The organism is Neisseria sp. P0021.S007, assembly GCF_051956855.1.
The window spans coordinates 1-956 of sequence record NZ_JBQCXA010000207.1 but is presented as its reverse complement, the minus strand read 5'-3'; the positions used below and the strand labels follow the sequence as shown (position 1 = coordinate 956).

General features: G+C 51.7%; 2 protein-coding genes. Both read right to left on the bottom strand.

Translation table 11 applies throughout. The annotated features are described in order from the left end of the window. Positions 1–296 (bottom strand): ATP-binding cassette domain-containing protein (locus tag ACTHUR_RS12260; RefSeq protein ID WP_440398749.1); only part of this gene is annotated, 296 nt, incomplete at its 3' end. Between the two features lie 113 nt (positions 297–409). Next, positions 410–956 (bottom strand): DUF4872 domain-containing protein (locus ACTHUR_RS12255; protein WP_440398748.1); only part of this gene is annotated, 547 nt, incomplete at its 5' end.

Genomic DNA, 956 nt, shown 5'->3' with positions numbered 1-956 from the left:
AACAGCAGGTTGTCCCACACCGAAAGCTGCGGATAAAACGCGAAATCCTGCGGCACCAAACCGATTTTCTGCCGCTCGCTGCGGCTTAATAGGCGCAACGGCTTGCCGTCAAACAAAATTTCGCCCTGCCGTACTTCCTGCAAGCCTGCCAAAAGCGACATCAGCGTCGTTTTCCCCGCACCGTTGTGACCGAGCAGCCCCAAACATTCGCCGTCGGCAATATCGAACGACACATTGTCCAGCGCGGCAATTTCGGCTTTGGGATAACGGTGGGAGAGGGATTGGATGTGAATCATGGTTTCAGACGGCCTTAGTATGGATGGAGCATAGTGAAATCATTGACAAAGGCGGCATTAGGTCATCTGTGTACAAACGGGCACAGAAAATTTCTCGCTACCGCATAACCCCATTATTTCAATAATCCCCGCCATAACGCTTCTTCATCATCCGCAATTTTGCGCAGAAATTCAGCGATGTTGCGGCAGCCGTTTTCAGACGGCTTTTTGCACTGCTTCACGCACATGGCTGCGAATTGACGCCATTGGTCGCCGATGGAGGTCATTTGTTCCGAGGCCGTCTGAAATGCAGGTTCGTTGCAGATATGGGCGGCTTGTTCGAGGAAGTAGGCGTAGATATAGCGGAAACCTGCGCCGCCGGTACCGATTTCTTCCTGCATCCGCACCAAATGGCCGAGAAACAGTTTTTGGTATTTGTCATTTTGTTTGGCAGGCAGGGATTCGATTTTTTTGGCCAGCGTACGGATGCCTTTTACGCCGATGAAAAAGACTGGCGCGAGCATATGTTTGGCGTTTTTGCGTATGGCCTTGCGGATAATGGCGGGCAAGTCTGCCATGATTTTTTCAGACGGCCTGTTGTCTTCCAAGGTGTACATCATGCCTTTTGCCGCCAATACGCCTTTGACAAAGCGTGCACGCTGCAAATCTTCGGCAGCGCAG